At 69.2% G+C, this 18,296-nt stretch carries 15 protein-coding genes and 2 pseudogenes; 3 read left to right on the forward strand and 14 right to left on the reverse strand.

Going from position 1 to position 18,296, the window contains the following annotated elements; translation table 11 throughout:
- Positions 1-56 precede the first annotated feature (56 nt).
- The 5 genes from ACN6LM_RS01130 to ACN6LM_RS01150 form a co-directional block, all read right to left on the reverse strand.
- Positions 57-248 carry a hypothetical protein gene (locus ACN6LM_RS01130; RefSeq protein WP_053558947.1) on the reverse strand — a complete coding sequence of 64 codons (192 nt, stop codon included), beginning with the start codon at positions 246-248 and terminating at the stop codon, positions 57-59.
- On the reverse strand, positions 245-1,795 hold the full coding sequence (locus ACN6LM_RS01135; protein ID WP_445063343.1) for a hypothetical protein: 1,551 nt from the start codon (positions 1,793-1,795) through the stop codon (positions 245-247). Before ACN6LM_RS01135 ends, ACN6LM_RS01130 begins: the two co-directional genes overlap by 4 nt.
- A 14-nt stretch (positions 1,796-1,809) precedes the next feature.
- The gene (locus ACN6LM_RS01140) at positions 1,810-2,451 is read right to left on the reverse strand and encodes a WhiB family transcriptional regulator (RefSeq protein WP_445063344.1); all 642 of its coding nucleotides are present in this window, start codon (positions 2,449-2,451) and stop codon (positions 1,810-1,812) included.
- 147 nt (positions 2,452-2,598) lie between these two features.
- Positions 2,599-3,285, reverse strand: coding sequence for a zinc finger domain-containing protein (locus ACN6LM_RS01145; RefSeq protein ID WP_445063345.1), 687 nt, complete (start codon positions 3,283-3,285; stop codon positions 2,599-2,601).
- Between the two features lie 5 nt (positions 3,286-3,290).
- Positions 3,291-4,214 carry a helix-turn-helix domain-containing protein gene (locus ACN6LM_RS01150; protein WP_445063346.1) on the reverse strand — a complete coding sequence of 308 codons (924 nt, stop codon included), beginning with the start codon at positions 4,212-4,214 and terminating at the stop codon, positions 3,291-3,293.
- A 660-nt stretch (positions 4,215-4,874) separates the two neighbouring features.
- Here ACN6LM_RS01150 and ACN6LM_RS01155 point away from each other — a divergent pair.
- The gene (locus tag ACN6LM_RS01155; protein ID WP_445063347.1) at positions 4,875-5,375 is read left to right on the forward strand and encodes a hypothetical protein; all 501 of its coding nucleotides are present in this window, start codon (positions 4,875-4,877) and stop codon (positions 5,373-5,375) included.
- A gap of 54 nt (positions 5,376-5,429) precedes the next feature.
- Here the strand turns inward: ACN6LM_RS01155 and ACN6LM_RS01160 are convergent, their stop codons facing one another.
- Positions 5,430-6,272, reverse strand: a complete 843-nt coding sequence (locus tag ACN6LM_RS01160; RefSeq protein WP_445063348.1) for a helix-turn-helix domain-containing protein — start codon at positions 6,270-6,272, stop codon at positions 5,430-5,432.
- Positions 6,273-6,583: 311 nt separating this feature from the next.
- Here ACN6LM_RS01160 and ACN6LM_RS01165 point away from each other — a divergent pair, with 311 nt between their 5' ends.
- Positions 6,584-7,099: a regulator component gene (locus tag ACN6LM_RS01165; protein ID WP_445063349.1), complete on the forward strand. Its 516-nt coding sequence runs from the start codon at positions 6,584-6,586 to the stop codon at positions 7,097-7,099.
- A 285-nt stretch (positions 7,100-7,384) separates the two neighbouring features.
- Positions 7,385-8,566: an MAB_1171c family putative transporter gene (locus ACN6LM_RS01170; RefSeq protein WP_445063350.1), complete on the forward strand. Its 1,182-nt coding sequence runs from the start codon at positions 7,385-7,387 to the stop codon at positions 8,564-8,566.
- 156 nt (positions 8,567-8,722) lie between these two features.
- On the opposite strand, the pseudogene hisG reads toward ACN6LM_RS01170, so the two are convergent.
- From hisG to ACN6LM_RS01210, 8 genes and pseudogenes are all read right to left on the reverse strand, one after another.
- Positions 8,723-9,028 (reverse strand): annotated as a pseudogene (gene hisG / locus ACN6LM_RS01175) (ATP phosphoribosyltransferase); the annotation flags it as partial.
- Between the two features lie 93 nt (positions 9,029-9,121).
- Positions 9,122-9,514: pseudogene (locus ACN6LM_RS01180) on the reverse strand (class I SAM-dependent methyltransferase); the annotation flags it as partial.
- 38 nt (positions 9,515-9,552) lie between these two features.
- On the reverse strand, positions 9,553-10,149 hold the full coding sequence (locus ACN6LM_RS01185) for a class I SAM-dependent methyltransferase (protein WP_445063351.1): 597 nt from the start codon (positions 10,147-10,149) through the stop codon (positions 9,553-9,555).
- A 132-nt stretch (positions 10,150-10,281) separates the two neighbouring features.
- Positions 10,282-11,547 carry a M15 family metallopeptidase gene (locus tag ACN6LM_RS01190; RefSeq protein ID WP_445063352.1) on the reverse strand — a complete coding sequence of 422 codons (1,266 nt, stop codon included), beginning with the start codon at positions 11,545-11,547 and terminating at the stop codon, positions 10,282-10,284.
- A gap of 382 nt (positions 11,548-11,929) precedes the next feature.
- Positions 11,930-13,042 (reverse strand): hypothetical protein, encoded by a 1,113-nt coding sequence (locus ACN6LM_RS01195; RefSeq protein WP_445063353.1) that lies wholly within the window; start codon positions 13,040-13,042, stop codon positions 11,930-11,932.
- 4 nt (positions 13,043-13,046) lie between these two features.
- The gene (gene fxlM, locus ACN6LM_RS01200; RefSeq protein ID WP_445063354.1) at positions 13,047-15,092 is read right to left on the reverse strand and encodes a methyltransferase, FxLD system; all 2,046 of its coding nucleotides are present in this window, start codon (positions 15,090-15,092) and stop codon (positions 13,047-13,049) included.
- Between the two features lie 35 nt (positions 15,093-15,127).
- Complete coding sequence (locus ACN6LM_RS01205) at positions 15,128-16,183, reverse strand: lanthionine synthetase C family protein (protein WP_445063355.1); 1,056 nt, start codon at positions 16,181-16,183, stop codon at positions 15,128-15,130.
- 11 nt (positions 16,184-16,194) lie between these two features.
- Positions 16,195-18,296 (reverse strand): lantibiotic dehydratase family protein (locus ACN6LM_RS01210; protein WP_445063356.1); only part of this gene is annotated, 2,102 nt, incomplete at its 5' end.

The following is an 18,296-nucleotide window of genomic DNA, read 5'->3' on the forward strand; positions in this document are numbered from 1 at the left end:
GCCGGACCACCTGGCGGAATTCGGAGGCAGGCGCGTGACCTGCTCCTTTGCGGGTGTCAGCCGCACTCGGGACAGCGGTCGAGGTGCCGGTTCAAGGCCCGCGCCATGTTCCGCTTCACCGAGAAGGCGTTCTTCGCGCTTGTCTTCGCCGACGTCGATCCCTGGTGACGCTCGGAGTGACCGCGCAGGAACCGGATGTCCTGCTCAAAGCCGGACTTGATGGTGGCGAACCGATGGCAGGTCTTCATCGGGCCGTGCTCCTTGTCGTGGTGGTGGCGGCCTCGTCCCGCAGCCGCTGCAGGACCGGCGTCAGGCGCTCGTTCCGGCCGCCCTGGATGTTCTCGGCGCGGAGGATCTCCCGCAGCTGGGGACGGGTGACCGACGCGTTGCCGTCCCGCTCCAGCAGCGCGGGCACGTGCGGACGAACCCGCTCGACCATCTGCTCGACGGTCAGCCGGGGCCCGTTCCGCCGGCCCTTGTCCTTCCCAGCGCCCGGACGGTTTCGAGAGCCCTTCTGCGGCGGCTTGCGGCGCAGGGGGACGGTGTGGGGACGGTTCCCGGCGGGCTCGGTCCCCGTTTCGGTGTGGGGGTGTTCCCGGTCCCCGTTGTCGTTGGGGACGGTGTGGGGACGGTTCCCGGCGGGCTCGGTCCCCGTTTCGGTGTGGGGGTGTTCCCGGTCCCCGTTGTCGTTGGGGACGGTGTGGGGACGGTTCCCGGCGGGCTCGGTCCCCGTTTCGGTGTGGGGGTGTTCCCGGTCCCCGTTGTCGTTGGGGACGGTGTGGGGACCGTCCCCAACGGGCCCGGCCGCGTCCCCGACAGCGCGGTCCCCGATCGAGGCTGCGGTTCGGGTACCGGCCTCGGGGACCGTCCCCGTCGGGCTCACCTGTTCCTCGGGGAGCGTCCGAGTCCCCGGGGCCGTAGCGCGTGGGGACCGGTCCCCGAGGTGGTCGTCCTGCTCCCACGAGGGCTGAGTCCAAGGGGACGGCAGGGCGACAGAGGCGAGGGCCGCGGCATGCCGGCGGGCGGCCAGCTGGTCCAGAAGCACACGACGCTGGTCAGGATCGGTGCCGACCCCGGATCGTGAAAGGGCCGTCTCGAGCCGCCGTTCGATCCGGCGCCCGTGGCGATTCGTGCGGTCCTTCTCCGCCATCTTGGCCAGTCGGGACGCGAGTGCCCCCGCTCGCTCCGTGGCGCGCTCCCTGGTGATCTGGGCGGCATCGCGGTTCCGTGTGGCGACACCCAGGCGGGAGAGGAGACGTTCCCGTACTTCGCGGCCGAGCGTAGCCAACAGCCCCTGCGAGGAGGCGCCCGGCTTGTGCAGCCGCAGCTCGATACCCATGGCCAGATGCCAGAGCATGGCCGCCATGACCGGACCGACGATCGCGCGTACGGTGCCGCCGACCGGCCCTGATTCGGCGTACGCCGGGATGATCTGCACCCCGGTGAGCACCCAGACCAGGACGCCGGGCACACCGGGTGCGCCTTGATTGCGCAGGTTCTGGCGGGCCAGCAGAGCGTTCGCGAACAGCGCCAGCTCGGCTGTGGAGAAGAAGGCAGCCCGTTGCACGGTGCCGGTCATGCCGAGGTAGTCAGCGGCGAAGAACCAGCTGGTCTCCGCGCTGTACGCCGTGCAGCCCAGCGCCGCGAGGGCAGCGACCCAGACCGTGGGGGTGCCGGTGCGCGGGGCGCCTGCCCGTCTCCGGTTGCGTCGGATCGACCATCCGGCCAGCACCAGGGCGAGCACCCCGACAGCAGCGACCGGGTGGACGGGATCAATGCCGAGTGGCAGAGACATGGCGATGGGGTGAGTCATGCGGCCTTTCGGAGAGCGGCGATCAGGGAGTGGGTCTGAACCTGGCGGGGCACCTGCACCGGCGAGACAACGTCCTCATCCTCGGCCGTCTCGTCCTGGGCCGTCTCGTCGTCGGCCGGCTCGGTCTCGTCGTCCTGGTCCCAGTAGCGGTCGCGGTCGGCGACAGCGTGAGCGGCGTTGCGCATCAGGTCACGCGCCCAGTCCAGGTCGAGCCGCAGCGTGAAGGCGAGGCGCTCGGGGCTCCAGCCTCGGACGTACGCGTGGCGGGTGACGGCCTCGCGTTCGGCGTCGCTGAGGTGGATGTCACGCCCTTCGAAGGCTGCCTTCACCCGGCTGTAGTCCAGGCGCTTGTTGACCTTGGCGTGCCAGGGGCGGCGCTCGTCCTCGGTGAGGCCGCCCCACATTCCGTGCCTGATCTCGTTGCCGAGGGCGTAGTCGAAGCAGGCCCTCTTCACGGGGCACTGGCCGCAGATCGACTTCGCCTTACCGATGGCCGTGCGGTCGCGGGCCGCGTGAAAGAAGAGCGAGTCGATGACCTTTGGCGGCATGTTGTGGCACAGGCCACGGGCCTGCCAGCTGTGGTCGGCGATGCCACGGATGGTCGCGGCCGGGGAGTCGTTGGTGGTGATGTGGCGCAAGGGAGTCTCCGAAGGGCGCCTCGGCCGGCGCGGTTCGCTCGGCACCGGTGGTGGCGGGGTGCGGCTGGCCTTGGCGAGGCGGGCTTGGGGCACGGCGGCGGGCCGTACCGCATGGAGGAACGTTTCTTCGAGGGGGTGGTGGCCGGGTCAGGCAGGTATGGCCTGGGGTTGAGCGGCCAGGGCGTCCTCGACGCGGGTCGGATGCGGCTCGATGCGCGGTTTGGTGTGCCGGTTGCGGACACCTCCACCGCTCAGTTCGCGGCAGGGCTCGCCCTTCGGGGCGCGGCACCTCTCGCACGGGACGCAGAAGACGTCGGGTCCACCGGCAGCGATGACGGCTTCGCGGGCGGCACGGGCCGGACGGAAGGGAGCGAGCTCGGCTCGTACGGCGTCCGGGACGTAGATGCCGACGGCCTTGAGGGTCTTCTCCAGGCCGGGGCGGGGTTCCCCGGCCGTCACCCCACGGTGCGGCGACGGGGCGATCCGCCCGGTCACGACGGCGTCGCGGGTCGCCACAAGCTCCGCTCGCCAGGCGCGCGGATCGTCGGGGTTGGCCATCGGCGTTGGATCGGTGTGCCGGCCCAGACGATCGCGGTAGTGGGCGTTCCACTCACGGGCCACATCGGCGGGCAGGATCGGGTACGGAGAGGCGACGATGCGCTTGCGCACCACGTCGCGCACATCCCAGCCCTGGCCGGTAGCCATGGGCACATCCCCGAGCAGCTCGTGCCACATGGCGAGCTGGTCGCGGGCCTCGCCCGCGTCAGTGCGGATCGTGCGCGGGTCCAGGCGGCCGACGTAGGCGATTACGGCAGCAACTTCGCGGCGGTCCAATGCAGTTATTCCGTTCCAGTCGGTTCGTCGATGGCGGCGAGCAGGGCGGCCATGTGCGCTTCGGAGCGGGTCATGCCGGCCTGTGGGGCGGGACTGCCGCCGGGCAGGGCGTAGAGGCTCGGACGCTGCGGTGCGGGGGTGTGCTCGCGGTCGATCCAGGACCGCCAGTCGGTAGCCCAGGCAGCAGCGGAGCGAGGGCTCCAGGTGGCGCGGTAATGGCGCCATTTCGCGTCCGCGGCCTGCAGGCCCTGCTCGCCGAGGCGTTCCAGGTGGCCCTGCTGCTGGGCCCAAGACAGGCTCGCGTCGTCGACCTGCCAGTCAGTAGCCGAGGTGAGGTCGGCAGCACCACTGCTGTACCTACGGTTCACCTTCGGTTCACTACTACAGTTCTGGGGGTCAGATTTGGCCCCGGAGGGGGGTCCGTTTTGGACCCGGGGAGGGGTCGGATTCTGACGAGGGGGAGCAGATGCTGACCCGGCCGGATTCTGACGACGGGGGCCCGTTTCTGACCCCGTGGTGCGCCAGATGCGGTGTTTGCGCAGCCGCTCCTCGTCAAGGTCCTTCAAAGCCGGAGGGGGATCGGCGTCCGTCAGCGGTTTGACATCCTCGACGCTCTGGGCCGGGTCTGCCTTCTGTGCAGCGGCGACCTTCGCGAGCCAGGCAGCTGGACGCGGCATGCGGTAGACCGTGCTGTGCTGCGGGCCCTCGTATTCGTGGATGACCTCCAGCTCGCCGGCGTCCGCCAGCAAGGCCAGTGAGGTACGCACCGCGTTGCGGCTGGCGTTCGTCCGCGTCATCAGCTCGGTCACGGAGGCGTACGCGACGCACTGCTCGTCGGGGATCCGGTCGGCGATCGACAGCAGGACCAGGCGGGCAGTGCCGCGGCTGCTGCTGCTCTCCCACACCCACTTGCGTGCCTGGCCGCTCATCGGGACACCACCTGCAGTAGGCGCACGGGCATGGGTCTCGACGGGACGGGAAGCGGGGGAGCGGGGGTGGCTGCCGCGCAGGCCGGCAGCGCCGGCCCTTTGCGCAGGGCAGGCGGCATGACAGACTCTCTTCTGTAGTGAAAGCCGCGCCGGGGTGCCCGTAGGAAAGGTCCGGTGCGGTGGTGGGTGATCTCCGCCCTTGCCGGGGCGGGGGTACCGTCAGGCGGTCGGCGTCCGAGAGTTCCAGCTCCTGGGCGCCGTCGCCGTATCCAAGGACTTATGAGGCCCGGAGGTTGTGCACGTCAGTGCTCCTGTGCTCGTCCACGCGGGCGGTCTGCCCGGCGGGGGATGACGAACATACGCACGGCTCCGCGTCAAGGTCCAGAGGTAGCTCTTAAACCCTGTACTGGTTGCGGGGGCCTGGGGCTGCCGGCAGGTGCCAGTCCGTCGAACGAGCCGCATAGTTCCTTCGCCCTTCAATCGACGGCGAGCCAGCGGCCCGCCATGGCCCTGCGACCAGGAGCGATCCACTCCGGTGGTCGAACGTGGGGGCAAGTACACCCCGACACCCACTCCCCGTCAACTGCAGTTTTGCCACTTGAGACACGCGGGGGCGCCACTGCAGTGGATAGAATGACGTCTGCGACGAAAGGGCCATGGATGACGCAGAGCAATGGAGAGCTAGCCTTCTCAGAGCTGCTCGAACGCCTCTGGCAGACGGAGAGACATCCGGCAGGGCGCATGTACACGTACTTGGAGGTTTCCCAGGGCATCCTCGACCGCACCGGCATCAAGATCACACCGAGCGGCCTCCAGCAGCTACGCACGGGCGTCAACCAAAACCCTAAGTGGGCCACGGTCAAAGGCTTGGCTGCCTTCTTCAAGGTGGAGCCGAACTACTTTCTCGGCGCCGACGAGCCCGGCGCCGACGAGCCCGGCGCCGACGAGCCCGGCGCCGACGTGGACCAGGGCAGCGAACTGCAGGGTGCCGAGGAGCGGGTGCTCGCGGCCATGCGTGACCGGGGGGTACTCCGGGTCGCCCTGCGAGCGGACGGCCTGGACGAGTCGAGCCTGCGGATGGTGGAAGTGGTGCTCGACCAGACGCGCCGGCTGCAGGGGCTGCCGGAAGCAGACCTCTCCGACCTCCTGGACGACGAGTGAAGCCCAGGCCCGAAGCGCGGCGCGCGGGTCACTTCCCGGCAGGGGGCGCGGTGGTCACGCGTCGGCTGATCCCCCGGGGAAGCCGTACTTCACCAGCAGATTCACGCAGAGCGATACGGTGCGAATCGGCCGCATCGTGACGATGCGCACGGTCACTTCCCTGCCCTGGTGATACGGGAGCCTGAGGCGACGGATTTCTCCGTGGGTATGCTCAACCAACTCCGGTCGGCCCCACAATGTCCGCGCGGCCGGGGAACCCGTGAGAATGTCGTGTTCGAGCTGGGCCAGCGCGACGTCTTCCGGGTGATGGGCCCGCGCATAGCGGAGCTGTCCCAGAAAAGGCCGCGCCCAGTCCACCGACCAGTTCACCAACTGCTCCCGCGCCGAGGGATCGAGAAATACCCAGCGCATCTGGTTGGCTCCGTGCTCTACCCAGGGAAACCAGCGCCGCAGGCTGGAGTTGTGCGCGACCACATCCCAGCACAGGTCCGTGGCAAAGGCCGGAACTGGCTCCTGGTTCTCCAGGAACCACTGGAGCAGGTCCTGGTCCCACTCCCCAGACGCTCCGCTCCCGGACGGTGTTGAGGGGGCCGGTGGCCGGCCTACGGCTCTCAGATACAGCGTGGCGCGTTCGGCGGGACTCAGGTCAAGTGCAGTTGCGACGCGGTCAAGGAGGTCGGCCGAATAGTCGGCCGCGACGCCGTTCTCCAACTGCCGATACCAGCGCACGCTCGCCTTTGCCAGGTGGGCCACATCCTGTTGGGTCAGTCCCGTTCTACGCCGCACCGTCTGCGGGAGGCCGGGGATATCTCGGGGATTCCGTCTCGCCCGCCAGTACCGCATCAGGATCGGCAGTGGCTCGCCGCTGACTCCGTCGTATCGGTCCCCAGAAATCATGATCGGGAACGTAACCCCGCCTTGGTGATCTGTGTCACAAATCGCGAAACATTCCGTCATTCAGCGTAACCGGCTCCAGTGCGGGCCGATCGCGCTCCGCGCCTCGCGCGCCGACGGCATGACCGAAATGGTGCCTATGGGCCTTTCGGTGTGTACCTGGGCATCACAGGTCGCCCCCCTTGGGCCCAGGTGGAGGTTACGTTCCGTATGCGGCAGCCCCAGTTCCGCTAGTTCCGGTTCGGCCTAACCTTTTGGCGTTCTCGCTGCCTCGTGGGCGCCCGTAATGCGGAAGATGGGAGTTTGCCGTGTGCATGTCCGAAGTTGCTGAGCGTCGTCTGCGGGAGCAGTGCGAGAAGAAGATCGATGAACTCGGCCTCCCGTATCGATTCACGACGCGCCAATTCTGTGATGCAATAGCGGATCGACGGGGGAAGGGAATTATCTTCAACCCACTTCCCGACTTCGTTATTTCCGGTGGGGTCTGTGGTATGCGGGTGGAAACGCAGACCTCGGACGTGATCTTCTATGCGCAAGGCATTTCAGTGCATCACCAGCGGCATATTCTCGCGCACGAGCTGAGCCATGTGTACTGCGACCATCCCGGCAGGCTGGTGGCCGACTCGGACACGGGAGAGCTGTTCCGGGCGTCGGGCCGCACGGGGTACTCCACCGGCGAAGAGCGAGAGGCCGAAATCATGGCCAGCTTGGTCCGGCGACGCATCTACCAGGACCGGGACGCTCCGCCCCGCCGCCCGGAGACCAGCCCAGCCAGGTGGGACGCTCTCTTTGCTCAGCCATTCCCGACCGCCTGGAGACGGGGTCGATGAGCCTTTTCTCTTGCGCCTCCGTTTCCGCCGCTAGTGCCGCAGACGCCCGCATTCTCGGCAGTACATCCTCGCGGGCGGTAGCTACGTCGCCCTCGCAGATTTCTCTCGGCTTGACCTGCTCCCAGAGTCAGCCGTGTGGCTCACCCGAAGGCGTCCGGCCCTGTGTGCCGCCGCCGGCACCGGCTTGACCGTCAAGTCTGCAAAATCCCCTACCCGTTCAAGACTGGGCCCGGAGCACCGGGGGGCTTCGGGCACTCAGTCCTCTAGAAGGCGTCAAGTCGACCCGTGAGCATCTTTTTCCTCGGCATGGCCACGCTGCTCGCCGTGGCGGGCGTTTTTTGGGTTCTCGGCAGGAGGAGGCCGCGGCCTCCCGGTACGTGGGCCATGAGCGCGCTCCTGGCGGCCTTCGCCCTTTTCCTTGCCTCGTATGCGCCTCTGGTCGAGGGAATCCTCGATGCGGCCGTTCCCCATGGAAGCCGAATTCTCGGCGACTGTGCATCGCTGGGAGCGACCGCAGCGGTCCTGGCCGTTTCGCTCCAGCTCAATCTGGGCCCCGCCGAAGCAAGGAGGCTCATCAGAGCGCGTCTGAAATGGATTATTGCTGGCCTCGCCAGCGTCGTTGCCCTATTCGCATACGAGCAGGCCACCCGTCACTCGGCACGCGCGTACGTCTTTTACATGCTCGTGTACATCTCCGTCATCGGAGCCACGGACGTGAACTTCGTCGTCCAGGCGCTGCGCCAAGTGGGGAGGACGCGACGGACCGCCGTGCGTATCGGCCTGCGTACCGCGGCGGTGGGCACGGGCTTCGCGCTGATTCACCTCGGCTACATATCCTTCAGACTCCTAGACCTGGGGCTGGACCCGGCGCCCATCAGCCACGGGGACAGGTGCACCTCACTGAGCGCCGTGCGCTGCGCAGCCGGTGTGACGTCTCCAGCGCTTGCCGTCGTGCTGATCTGTCTCGGTCTGACCCTGCCCGCCGTCGTCTATCCGATCCGGCACATGCGCCAGCGCCGCTGGGAAAAGGCTTCCTTCGAAGCTCTCACCCCTCTGTGGCGGGACCTTGCGGAGGCTGTGCCGCATATCGTTCTCTCGCCCGCCAGGCCGATCGCGGGCAGCACACCCGATTCCGATACCTCGTATCACCTTCAGCGACGCGTCATCGAAATAAGCGACGGCATCCTCGCACTGCGACCGTACCGATCCCGCAGTACTCAGGAAGCTGCCTCCCGGACGTTCACATCGGGCACCGATCGCGCCGCCGCCGCGATCGAAGCAGCCGTGGTGAAGGCGGCACTCGCAGACCTGGCCGTCGGCCACCTCGCCCACGATGTGGCCCCTCCGCCGAAGAAGACAGCCGCCCGCAAAGACCTGCGCGCCGACACGGACTGGCTCCTCCAGGTAGCTCACGCCTACACCAGACCCGTCGATGTCCGCGAGCCGTCCCAGCGTGGCGAAGGGTGAAACGAGGAACGACTCAATCCACAGCGCCCATGCCTCTTCAGACCCGTACGCCGCCTACACCGCGACGCGATCCGCCGGCCCGGTGCAGAGCGTCCCCGGTCGGGGCGGCCATACGAGTTATCCGGTTAACGGATACGCCGACACCAAGGCGGCCCTTCACCGCCGACAAGTCATGCGGCAGGCGTGGATGCGGGTCGTCAGGATGGCGCGGGCGCCGGCGGCTTCGAGCTTGTCCATGATGAGTTGGGCATCGTCGGCGGGGACCATGGCGCGTACGGCTGCCCAGCCCTCGCTGTGCAGTGGTGACACGGTCGGTGATTCCAGGCCGGGGGTGAGCTTGATGGCGGCCTCGACGTTTTCCATGCGGATGTCGTAGTCCATCATCACGTAGGAGCGTGCGACGTGGACGTTCTTGAGGCGCCGGAGGAAGCGTTGTACCGCGGCGTCGTCGGTGTCGGCGCCAGCCGGAGCTTGAGCGAGCCGCACAGGTCCCACGGGCGGGCCGGTGATACCTGAGATTCGAACTGGTGCTCTAATCAGTGTATGGATCCATTCGGCTTCCCTGATGACCTCGTCCGTGCTGCTGACGGAGTAGATCAGGTCGTAGGGTTCAGCTTTCCGTAGATGGTCGACGGCGTCAGCGCACACGAAACGCAGGCCGGGGGCGTCGGGGTATCGGGTGAGGGCGCGCTGGTGTTGGGTGGGGGAGGCATCGACAGCGGTGACGTGAGCGCCGAGGGAGGCCAGGTGGGCGGCGTGCCTGCCAACTCCGGCTCCGAGGTCCAGGACGCGCAGGCCCGCGACCTCGCCGAGCACGTCAATGCCGGGCCCGGCCTGCGGGATGTCCCAGTCCCAGTCGTCCAGTTCAGGCAGGTTGAACGTGCGGCCGAGCTGATGCTGGCCGTAGAGGGTCCAGACGCCGGCGATGTGCTTCTCGATTTCCAGCACGAAGGGCTTCCTTCCGTTCGCGGGGCAGCGCTGGGTGGTCAGGGGCGCAGGGCGTAGCAGCGCAGGACGTCGAGGTCCGCGGTACGCACGACGGACCAGCCGGCCGTGAGCAGCTCGGCGTCCGCGGGCGAGATGCCGAGTCCGAGGAGAGCCGGGTCGGTGCTCGTGCGGCGGCCAGCGATTTCGGTGACGACCCAGAAGGTCCCGCCGGGCGCGAGCAGGCGGCTGACCCGGCTGAGGAAGCCGGGTTTGTCGTCCATCCACCGGTAGACCAGACGGCAGGTGATGAGGGTGTACGCCGCGTCCGGGAGTGCTGCGAGGTCGTCGGCGGTGATGTCCAGGCACTGCCATGTCGGCCCGGGACCGGTGTCCTGGGCGGCGGCGAGCGTGACGGCGGTGGCGGAGCAGTCGATGCCTGTCGTGCGGTAGCCCAGTTCGTGGTGAAGGTGGCGGGCAAGGCCACCGTCGCCGCTGCCGATGTCGAGGGCGGGGCGGCCCTCGCCGGGACAGAGATGCTCGGCCATCAGCTGCTTCTCGGCCTGGCACAGCTGCCGGTAGCGGCGGCCGTCGGCCCAGAGCGGTTCCCAGTAGTCCGGGCTCGCGGTGGAAGCAGTGGTCTGGGTGTCGTCGGACATATGTATGTGCCTCGGTTCGGTGCCTGTCCGGCCGTCGCGGTCGTGCGGACCGGTCGCGGAACGGTGGCCGCCGCACTCCTGTGTCTGCGGATCGGAGCGGGCGGCGGGGGAATGGGCGAGTCCGCCGACGTGCTAGGGCAGTTTGATCGGTCCGTAGCGCGCATGCGGCTCTTGGCGCATCAGCGCGTCGTACCTGTCTGCTGCCGAGAAGTGCCAGAACTCGGTTCCATAGTTCGTAAAGCCCGCGCTCTTCATGGCGTTGAGCAGCAGCATGCGGTGGTGGCACGCCTGGTCGCTGAGGTTTGAGGCGTGCGTGAAGCAGGCTCCGTTGCTTTCCTCGGGGGTGGCGTTGACGCGGGTGCCGAGGTCGAGTTCGTGGCCGTCCTGGTCGACGAGGGTCACATCCACGGCCGCGCCGGCGGAGTGCGGCGCGATTTCCGGCGGAGACACGTACCGGCTGGCGGCCTGGTGCAGCTGCTCAGGTGTCCAGTCGGGATGGGCGGCGGCGAGCTCGTCGCGGTACGCGGTGAAGTAGCGCTGTTGGAGCGCCAGTGGCCGGTAGCCCTCGATGAACAGCAGGTCGGTGCCGGCGGGCAGGATCGAACGAGCATGCTTCAGCCGGGCGAGGATGCCTTCACGGACGTGGGCGAATGCGCCCAGGGAGTCTTGCTTGCGGGGGTCGATGCGGAAGTCGTGGTCGCGCACGTCGACGAGCGGTTCTCCGCACTCGCGCACCGGGATCGCCGCGACCTGCGGATCGGACATCAGCACCAGAGGGTTCATGGCGTCTCCCTGTGAAGGCTTGCACTGCGGTGGCGGGGCGGCGGCAGGGTTCAAATCGGTGTCGCGCACGATCCGGGCGACGGTGTCCTGCAGCGTGCTGTCGACCGGGATCACGGCTTCCAGTCCGCCTGGCAGCAGATCCAGCTCCCGGTACCACGAGGTGAGGTGGCGGTCGGTGACTTGCTCCAGGTACGCGGCGTCCGCCTTCGACGCATGCCGTACCAACGTCGACTCCAGCGGCACGTCCAGGTAGTAGCAGGCCGAGACGCCGCGGTGGTCCCGTACCAGTGACGTGATCATGTGGCCGTAGCGGTCGGCGTACAGGATCCCTTCGAGCACTACGTGGAAGCCCGCGTCGAGGGCCTGGCGGGCGATCCTGCCGAGCAGGGCAATGTTGGCACCGCCCGTGGTGTCGTGCTCGCGCAGCACGTTCCGGCGGATCACGTCCTGGCCCACGATCGCGACACCGCGGCCGTAGTGATCTCGCAGCCCCTGGGCCACGCTCGACTTGCCCGACGCTGAGTTCCCGCGAAGCACCACGAGTCGGGTGTCGGGACGCCCGGCCGCTGTAGCAGCCGGCGCGCGGTGGGGCGCATCGGCCGGTGTGCGGGTCATGCGGTGCAGCCCGTCTCGCTGTACAACGCGCCGTTCTGGACGGCCACCCGCATGAAGGGGGCGAGGTCGTCGAGGAGCACGGCAGGGGCCCAGAGGTCCCCCTGAGTGCGGGATTGCGGCGGCTGGTCTTGTGGAATGGCCGAGGTCATCGTTCCCCCTAGGACGGTCGCTGCGGCTGAGTCGTGAGGTCTAACGACACGGATGCGATATCGAACACACGTCATTCGGTCGTGCTGGGAAGCCCGCTTTCCCAGCGTGCGCTGACCCGACGGGCACTCGATCCCTGATCTGACTGGGAGCGGCTGCGGGCAGGGAATGGCCGAAACGCTGATAACACCGCACCGTGCAGGGGGTACACCGGGGCGCCGCAAGCCGTCCCCTCCTAAACGCAATCCGGCTCGGCCTGCAGCAGCCATTCCAGCTCCCTCTCGGCATGGCCGACCGCGCCAGTCAGAGCCTCGTGGTCGTGGGCGGACAGGGCACCGACTCCCAGTCCGGCCGTGGCGATCACCGTGGTGAGCTCTGCTGTCGCCTGGTCGACCAGGGCTGATGCGGCGACGGGGTGGTGCAGAGCCTCTCGTGCTGCGTAGGCGTCGAGTCGGGCAACGTTGACGAGGGCAGCGAGAATTGGGGCGGCATGACGCCCGGCTCGATCCAGCTCCAGAGCCGAGAGGCCCACCCGGGTCTGGAAGGCAGCGGTCGACAAATCGGGCTGGACAAGGAGCTGAAGGGCTTCATCGAGGGTTCGGTCGAGATCGGCTTTGGGGACGGGGCCGTCAGGGGGCCGACAGTGGGCGTGTAGGAGGAGCGCGACGGCCTTCTCCCAGGGCTCCGTGGGCTGGGTGGCGTCGATCAGGTCGAGGGCCTGCTGTTCCTGGCCCTGTTCCATGAGGGCCATGATCTTGATCTGGCGGCCGTCGAGGAGACGGTTACCGATGCCGCGGTGCTGGGCCATGGCATCGGCGGCCTCGGTCCACCGGCCGATCTGGGCGAGGGCGCGGGCACCGTCCACGAGCAGGGTGACGTACAGCTCCTGGCACACGGTGCGATGGTCCTGGTCCGTTCCGGTGAGGGCCGCGAGGTCGACCGTGCGGCCGTCGATGTTGGTCTTGCTCCGGTGGCGGGCCGCGTCGTTGAGGCAGCGCAACAAGCTGTAGCCGAGTTCGCCCCGGCCGGCGCGGGTCTGCAGTCGGGAGAGGTTGACCAGCGGCATCAGCGACATGACGGCGATCCGCCCATTCAGACGCCCGGCATCGGCGAAGACCTGGTGCTGGCGCCAGCACAGGTCCTCGGCCAGGCCGGGTAAGCCGACGTCGGAGGCGATTAGCGCGGCGTAGTTGAGGACCCCGCAGGTGCGGGCCACCAAGTTGTGGTGGCCCGCACCTGCGGGCGCGACGGTCAGCCCGGTGAGGTGTTTGATGCGCTCCACCATGGGGAGCGCGGGCGCCTTGGTGCGGCGGACCAGTGGGATGCGGCTGGCTATCGCGGGGATCACCGACTCAGCCCTTGCGCGCCCAGTCGACGACCAGTCGGCTGTAAGGCTTGTCGACGACGAAGCGCGGGTCGTCCGCCGTAAGCCGTTCACGGGCATCGGCGACGGCCATCCGGAAGCCGGGTTCCGGGGCGTCGTTTCCGCCGGTCGCGTCCCAGGCGCGGATCTCGTCCACGACGCGCTCGGCGATGGCGGCGCGACCCTCGCCGTGGCCGATCACACCCACTTCCCAGTACCGGCCTTCCTTGTCTTCGCCCTCGCGGATGGTCAGGTACGCAAGTGATCCGCCGTCGAGGGCGGCCATGGAGCCCCAGCCGAAGTGCGGGGTGAATCCGTGGCGTTGACCCGGAAGTCGGGAGAGGCCGTTGGGCAGCACGCAGGCCAGGTACAGGTACAGCCACTCCCAGGCGGAGCCCTGGCGGAACTTCACCCCGGTGTAGATCTTGGTCTGCTGCTGGTCGAGGACGGTGCGCAGGGCGTCGCGGTCGATGTCCTGCTCGCTGAACGTCTCCAGTCGCACGTTGCCGTCCCCCGCCATCGGTACGAGGGTGTACACGTCGTCGCAGACGCCCTTGCGCAGCGGGATGAAGGTGGCCATCTCGCAGGAGACGGTCTTCCACGTCTCTCCGTCACGTTCGAAGGCAAAGCTCCGAGAGATACTGCCGCGGATCCGCATCGGCAGGACCAGGCGCCCGCCGGGAGCGAGCTGGTCGAGGATCTTCACGGGGACGTCGCCGGCGCCGACGGTGAAGATGATCCGGTCGTAGGGGGCGTGCTCGGGCAGCCCGGCGGCGCCGTCGGCCATCACCGCGGTGGCGTTGTCGACGCCGGCCTCGGCGAGGTGTTTGCCCGCACCTGCGACAAGATCCTGGTCGACGTCGAGGGTCCACACCTGTCCGCCGGGGGAGACGATCTTGCCGAGGAGGGCGGCGTTGTAGCCGGTGGCGGCTCCGGCTTCCAGGACCTTGTGGCCGGGCTGGGCCCCGAGCTGTTCGAGCTGGGTGGCGACGATGGACGGCGCGGAGATGCAGGAGATCATCTCCCCGTACTCGTCGTGCTTGACCGGGACCGCGTCCTCCTTGTACGCGCTCTCCAGATCGACGCCGGGCAGGAAGGCGTTCCGGTCGGTGGTGCGGAAGGCGTCGATGGCCGCCTTGCTGCGCAGGTGGCCGCTGTCGATGAGCCTCTGGGCGAGGGCTTCACGCAGGTTGATGGGGTCGGTCACGGGTGTCACGGTGGTCTCCATTCGAGGGAGGCTAGGGTCTGCGGAGGCGGACTTGCGGGTAGACACGTCAGCGCCTTCTCCGGCGGAGAAGGCGACGTGACGGCCGAGCCACGCGGTGGCGGCCTGCGCTTCGGCAGGCACGCCCGCGCGGTTGAACGCGAAGATCGCGTGATGGGTGATGACGCCCCGGATTCCGCGTATCAGCCGGCCGTCGGCGGCGAGCCGACGCAGGCGTCGGCCGGCGTCCTCGAACGCGGCGACCCGCTCGACCCAGCCCGCCTCGGGCGCCGGGCGCAGGGCGGCGTCCGCGTTCATCAGCCGCCGCATCGCGGAGACAGCCTTCTCCAGGGCAGGCCCCTGGGGCGGCGTGACGGGGGGCCGCAGAGCTGCCCACTGGGCGTAGACGTCGCCGGCTTCGAACGGGTCCAGCCCGGCCTCGCGGATCATGGCGGACAGCAGCATCACGCTGCGCTCGCGGGCGCCGAGGGTGCCGGTCTCGGCGAGCGCGGCCGGGCTGTCGGCGCAGAACACGTCGTGCGCGACGGCCATGCCCCCTGGGCCGCCGAACGCATAGGTCTCCGGCTCGTAGACCCCGCCCGTCCATCCGGTGATGACGCGGTCAGCGAGGAGCTGGTCAAGGAGACCGGCGGCGGGCTGATCGGTGCGCAGGCGCACGCCCCCGTCCTTGCGCAGGAAGTGGAAACGGTGCTCGCCGAGCGCGGTCGCCAGGGCCCGAGCAGCATCTACGTGCGGATCGGCGAAGGCCACGGAGGCGTGCCACCAGGACGCGGCCGGGGGGATCGGCAGGTTCTCGTCGTCGAAGTTCATACGGGAAGCTCCTTGTGCATGGGCAGGTCCGGGGATCAGGTGAGCAGGAGGACGCGGCTCCACCCCGTGGGATCGGGGGAGTGGAGGGCGAGTTGGGCTCCGGCACGGCCTTCCATGAAGCCGAGCTTGGGCAGGTGCTCCCAGCCGCTGGCCAGCCGTTGCTGCAGGTCCTGGATGATCGGGGTGAAGCGGTCAGGGGTGGTGCTGTCGGCGGCGACCGCGCGGGTGAGCGTCAGCAACCCGGCCCAGCCATGGCAAAGCGTGGAGTCGGTGACCGGGGCGAGATGCGTCGGGTCGGTCAGGATGCTCTCCACGGTGTCCTCGGCCACCCGGCGGCGGGCTGGGTCCTGGAGGGCGAGTGCGGCGAGCTGCTGGGCGCGGGCGATACCGGGCCGGCCGTAGCACCAGGACGGGCGGGATGGCTCCGGTGCAGGCGGTTGCTCGACGTCCAGATGGGCTGCGGTGGACCAGTAATGGCTGCCGTGCCGGTCGAGCCAGGTCGCGACAGTGCCGACGGCCTCTTCCTGCCCGGGGACGCGGACGCCTTCGCGCAAGGCGAGGGAGAGCACGGCAAGGGGCCCGGCGATGCCGTGAGCCATGCCGTTGTTGCCATGCCCGCCGACCATCTCCTTCCCGTCCGGGCCGGCCGCCGACCACCAACCGGGCAGTACCCGGCCGTCGCTGTGGCCGGGGCGGGCGAGCGCGACGAGGCAGGTGAGGACGTCGGGCAGCCGGGGAGCGGGTGATTGGCGGGACAGCAAGAGGGCGGCGAGCCCGGTCAGGCCCCGGATGAGGTCCCACTCTGCGAGGTGGGGCAGTGCGCCGGACGCCTGACGGCGGTGGGCTGCGGCGAGCCGGGCGTCCACAACGCGGTCGACCGCCGCGCGGACGTCGTCGCCGGCTCCGTGGGCGCGGGCCAGGACGAACTCCAGGGCAGGTGCGCCGTGGAAGAGGCTGGCGTTGCTGCCGGTGCTGACCCCGCGTGCAGTGGCCTGGGTTAGGTGCCGGCGAGCGGTGGACAGGTCGTGGCGTTCGATGTCGAGCAGGGCCATCCCCAGGGCGCCCTCGGACAGGTCCTGCGTGCGGGGCACGGCGATCATGGTCATGAGCGCCTGGCCAGTGGGACGACGATGCTGTGGGCCCGGCCGCCGATCCACCCGTCGGCCCCCGTCGGGGGCGCCTCGTGCAGAGTGGCGATGCCGAAGGAGCTGGAATCCAGGTGCGCGCGCAGCAGGTCCAGATCGACGTCGCGGGAAAGGTCGAGGGGCAGCTGCTGGTCGTCCTCGGCAAGAAGGACCCGTTCCGGCACACGGACCCGGGCACGCCAGGCGTGAAGTTGGTCCGCCCACTGCTCAAGTGAGGCGGTGCGGGCGGGCAGCGTGCGGCTGCGGATCTTCCAACGGCCGGCGGTGAGGATGGTGCGCCGGTAGGTGAGGGCCGGGGTGAAGGGCAGGGCCCAGGCGGCGCCCCAGTCGAACCAGGTCACCTGCGGGGACGCGGCCCGGCCGATCTCGCCGAGGAAGCGCGCCATCGGCGGGGTGTAGTTGTTCCACAGGAAGTTGATGGCGGTGGGGGCCAGCAGCTCCAGCGGCCTGCCCGTCGCGGATTCCACCAGCTTGGGGAGACCGTCCGCGACGGTGACCGACAGGTCGCGAGGGAAGAGGACATGCGGTCCGGGGCGCCGAAACTCGCCGACGCTGACGATCCGGGGCAGGGCCTGGGGTGCGCGGGTGAGTAGGTCGGCCGGCACGCGTCCAGCGTGGAAGGAGAGCTGGGCGAGTTCGGCCTGCGGGTCAACGGTAGGCAGGCGCGCGCACGTCCTCTCGGTGCCGGGGAAGAGGTGCCAGAACCGGCCGGTCATCGAGCCGGCGGAGCGGGAAACGGTCAGGACTCGCAGCCGGAAGTCGCCCCGGTCCAGGGCAGGGACGGACGTGGCGTGGACCTGTGCGGCCAGTTCGAGGTGGGGCGCCGTGTCATGAGGCATCTCGCCGGCTGCTGCTTCCAGCTCCTCGATCATCGACCCGGTCATCGTGACGGTGAGGCAGCCTTCGGCGGCGGCGGTGCCGGCGAGCTCCAACAGCAAGCGGTCCCGCCGGGACATCGGACGAGGGGGTTCGCTCGCCGTGACGAAGCCTGCAGGGAAGCCCACTCCTTGGCCGGGGTTCGTGGCCATCTCCACTGGCACGGCGGTGTTCTCGCCGTAGCGCTCGGTGAACTGCGCGATCCACCGCCGCCAGGTCGGTGTTCCGGCCGGGTGGGTGACCAGGCGGGCCAGGACGCTCGCCGCGGTCTCCGCTTCAGTCAGCACCTGCTCGGGCAGGCGCACGTCGGCGTCCAGCCGTAGGTCGTATGCGGCCCGCAGATCGGTTGCTTTGACGCGCGCCGCAGGCGGTAGGACATCGGTGGGGTCGGCGACGGTGGCGGGCGCACGCAGGGAGGAGCGCAACAGCCGCACCCGCAACAGCTCACCGAGCAGCCGGTCGCGTGAGGCGTCGCTCACCGCGGGGAATTCTGCGGCCAGCTTGTCGGACAGCTGGCGGTACCCGATCGGCGATCGGGCCACGTCGAGTACGAGACGCAGTGCCGGGCTGAGGGAGAGGCGGAAAGCGGCGTCGCCCTCAGACGGTACGAGGATGTGCTGGCCCTGCTGTCTGATCAGGGTGTTCACGCAGACCTCGGCGTCGGCCATGCGTACCGCGTCGCTCTCCCAGGTGGTGAGCATTTCGTCGAGCCCGACCGGCTCGGGGCGTGCCACGGCCTGGTGCTTGGTGCCGATGTGGACGGACGTGGCCCGGTCGAAGGCGAGCGGGGCGACGCCGGCGAAGAGGCCGTAGGGGGTGGAGCGGCGGGCGTAGCGGATCGCGTAGCGGGCGGTGGACAGCGCTGCCCGGCGCATTCGGCGTGCCTTCGGCGTGCGGCCGTCGATGATGGCCTGCACCTGCTCGGTGAGGTGAGGGCTCGCCTGCGACACGGTCCGCCGGAAGTCGGTATCGGACCACACCGTGCTGAGCCACGCGCGCCACTCCTGCGTGGGTGCCGTGGACGTCGGCCAGGGCGGCATGGCGGGCTCGCTTGTGTGAACCGCGGCGCGCAGCATGGCCTGCCCCGCGCCCTCGAACAGGCTGGGCCGGTGCCGTGTCATCAGGCTCTCCTCATCTCCTGCTTGGTGGGCGACGCGGGCCGGGCGGGGGCAAGCCCCCGCCC

The sequence above is a fragment of the Streptomyces sp. SAS_281 genome (assembly GCF_052542855.1).

What these genes read in the sequence shown, in the direction of transcription:
- ACN6LM_RS01130 (WP_053558947.1), bottom strand. Translation starts at nt 248, where the DNA reads ATGAAGACCTGCCATCGGTTCGCCACCATCAAGTCCGGCTTTGAGCAG.
- ACN6LM_RS01135 (WP_445063343.1), bottom strand. Translation starts at nt 1,795, where the DNA reads ATGTCTCTGCCACTCGGCATTGATCCCGTCCACCCGGTCGCTGCTGTC.
- ACN6LM_RS01150 (WP_445063346.1), bottom strand. Translation starts at nt 4,214, where the DNA reads ATGAGCGGCCAGGCACGCAAGTGGGTGTGGGAGAGCAGCAGCAGCCGC.
- ACN6LM_RS01155 (WP_445063347.1), top strand. Translation starts at nt 4,875, where the DNA reads ATGACGCAGAGCAATGGAGAGCTAGCCTTCTCAGAGCTGCTCGAACGC.
- ACN6LM_RS01160 (WP_445063348.1), bottom strand. Translation starts at nt 6,272, where the DNA reads ATGATTTCTGGGGACCGATACGACGGAGTCAGCGGCGAGCCACTGCCG.
- ACN6LM_RS01165 (WP_445063349.1), top strand. Translation starts at nt 6,584, where the DNA reads ATGTCCGAAGTTGCTGAGCGTCGTCTGCGGGAGCAGTGCGAGAAGAAG.
- ACN6LM_RS01185 (WP_445063351.1), bottom strand. Translation starts at nt 10,149, where the DNA reads ATGTCCGACGACACCCAGACCACTGCTTCCACCGCGAGCCCGGACTAC.
- ACN6LM_RS01190 (WP_445063352.1), bottom strand. Translation starts at nt 11,547, where the DNA reads ATGACCCGCACACCGGCCGATGCGCCCCACCGCGCGCCGGCTGCTACA.
- fxlM (WP_445063354.1), bottom strand. Translation starts at nt 15,092, where the DNA reads ATGAACTTCGACGACGAGAACCTGCCGATCCCCCCGGCCGCGTCCTGG.